Below are 2,064 nucleotides of genomic sequence, written 5' to 3' on the forward strand. Positions count from 1 at the left end.
ATTAGAAATCGCGCTGGAAGCGGAGGAGACCGCCGACATTGTTCTTCTTGGTTGCCGCGACCCAGACGGAGTCGTTGTCGATGGCGCCCTGGCCGACGCGCTGCCAGTCGACTTCGGCCGTGACCGTGAGGCCAGGAACAACGGTGTAGGCGACGTTCGCCGCGACGCCGATATCCTTCCAGTCGTCATATGACGCCTGGAGGTTGAACGAGGTCTTTTCGTTGAACTTGTAGGTGCCACCGCCCCACAGAGCCCAGTTACCGCCCCACTGCTTGTAAAAGCCGCGGCCGAGCGCGTCGATGTTGTTGGTATGGTCGTTGAGGTTATCGTCGGTGCCGTAGCCGGCCATCAAGAACAGCGACAGTTCGTTGGTGGCGTTCACGTCCAGGCGAACCTTGCCGGCGACTTCCTCGTAGTTGCTGTCATACGACACAACACCGGTGATGGCGCCCCAGCCTTGCGTGTACTTCAGACCGCCGACGACATGCGGAACATAGCTGTCGATGGTGCCAACCTCACCCGAACCTTCTTCGAGCGAAACCACGGCCGAGAGGCCATTGCCGGCATCGAAGTAGTACTGAATGACGTTGGTCTGGAAATTGCCGTACGGGACGATCGTGTCGTTGATGACGTTGCCGGCATAGCCGATAAACGTATCAAAGGCCGATTCGTCAGCGCCGACGCGCAGGCCGCCGAGCTGGATCCAGGCGAATTCCAGAGCGCTGCTCTTGTTGCGGGCCTGCCAGCCGTCGCCATTACGGTTGGGGTTCGTAGTGCCGCCGGGCCCCGAGTTATCGCCAAAGTCGCCGTAGTTGTTGCCGAAATTGATGCGGTATTCGGTGTAGGTCTTCAACGTGCCGAGTTCGGTTTCCTGGCCGGTCCAGGTCTTCAGCGTGAAGCGGGTGTTCTTCCAGTAGGTCGAGTTGTCGTCGCCGTGCTGGTGATCCGTAACGTGGTTGACGCCATCGAACGAGCCGCCGTCACCCACGCCGACATCATAGCGGACATAGCCGCCGATGCGCAGGCAGGTCTCGGTGCCGGGGATGTAGAAGTAGCCAGCGCCGTAGACGTCGCAAATCTTGACGTATTCAGCGGGTTCCGGCTCGGCGACGACGACGGCGTCGGCGGCGCGCGCACCGGAAACTGCGATCAGGGCCGCAGCGGAGCCGAGGAGAAGGCTCTTGATGTTCATTTTCTGACCTCCAGTCAGAATCGGATGAAACAGCGGCTTGCGGAGAGTCAGGCGACGCCACAGGAACGGCGCTTCCTTCGACTATCAATTTGTTATTGTTAGGAGATTTGTCCTGCGAAGCGCGCAGCGCGAAGCAGGATGGCGGAGAGGATGGGATTCGAACCCACGAGAAGCTTTTGACCTCTACTCCCTTAGCAGGGGAGCGCCTTCGACCACTCGGCCACCTCTCCGTTGCGCCGCTGGATAAAGAAAAGCGCTGGCACAATCAACAAGCCCGCATCATTATCTGAAAAAATAAGAAGGCGCCGAACCGCGATCTTCCATGCATGTGGCGGTTCTGCGGTTGTTTCCTGGCTAGCGACTCGGGAACTCGCCATGATTCCGTCGGTCCATCGCCGGATTCGGCGGCAAACAAGGGGTTGCGGCGGGCCTGATGGTTAACGAGAGCTTTCTGAGTGAGGCCAAATCGTGTCATTTGTGCAACAACGCCAGGGGATAGCAGCCAGGCAGCCCTTTCACCGGTACGATCGTGGTTGAACGCCGCCGCCTCATGAGTAATGTCGATTTCGAAGGAGCGGCGCGGTGCGCATCTTTTTCGGTAGTGGGGATGGGGCAGGGAACGCTGTCCTTCAGCAAAGAATACCCAGACCCGTTTTTTAACTTTTGACTGGAGGTCAGAAAATGAACATCAAGAGCCTTCTCCTCGGCTCCGCTGCGGCCCTGATCGCAGTTTCCGGTGCGCGCGCCGCCGACGCCGTCGTCGTCGCCGAGCCGGAACCCGCTGAATACGTCAAGATTTGCGACGTCTACGGCGCTGGCTACTTCTACATCCCCGGCACCGAGACCTGCCTGCGCATCGGCGGCTATGTCCG

Annotated in this window: 2 protein-coding genes and 1 tRNA gene; 1 reads left to right on the forward strand and 2 read right to left on the reverse strand. The window is 59.4% G+C overall.

Annotation, left to right across the window (positions count from 1 at the left end):
* Position 1: 1 nt before the first annotated feature.
* Both EN932_RS34805 and EN932_RS34810 read right to left on the reverse strand, forming a co-directional pair.
* On the reverse strand, positions 2 to 1,192 hold the full coding sequence (locus EN932_RS34805) for a porin (RefSeq protein WP_127387456.1): 1,191 nt from the start codon (positions 1,190 to 1,192) through the stop codon (positions 2 to 4).
* Between the two features lie 139 nt (positions 1,193 to 1,331).
* A tRNA-Ser gene (locus tag EN932_RS34810) sits at positions 1,332 to 1,422 on the reverse strand.
* Positions 1,423 to 1,873: 451 nt separating this feature from the next.
* Between EN932_RS34810 and EN932_RS34815 the strand changes: the two genes are divergently transcribed.
* Positions 1,874 to 2,064, forward strand: a 191-nt coding sequence (locus EN932_RS34815) for a porin (protein ID WP_027038050.1), incomplete at its 3' end; no start/stop codon positions are given.

The organism is Mesorhizobium sp. M7A.F.Ca.US.002.01.1.1 (assembly GCF_004022955.1).
Classification (GTDB): domain Bacteria; phylum Pseudomonadota; class Alphaproteobacteria; order Rhizobiales; family Rhizobiaceae; genus Mesorhizobium; species Mesorhizobium ciceri.

Bases quoted from the DNA above. Each gene is read 5' to 3' on its own strand.
- EN932_RS34805 (WP_127387456.1), bottom strand. From the start codon at position 1,192: ATGAACATCAAGAGCCTTCTCCTCGGCTCCGCTGCGGCCCTGATCGCA.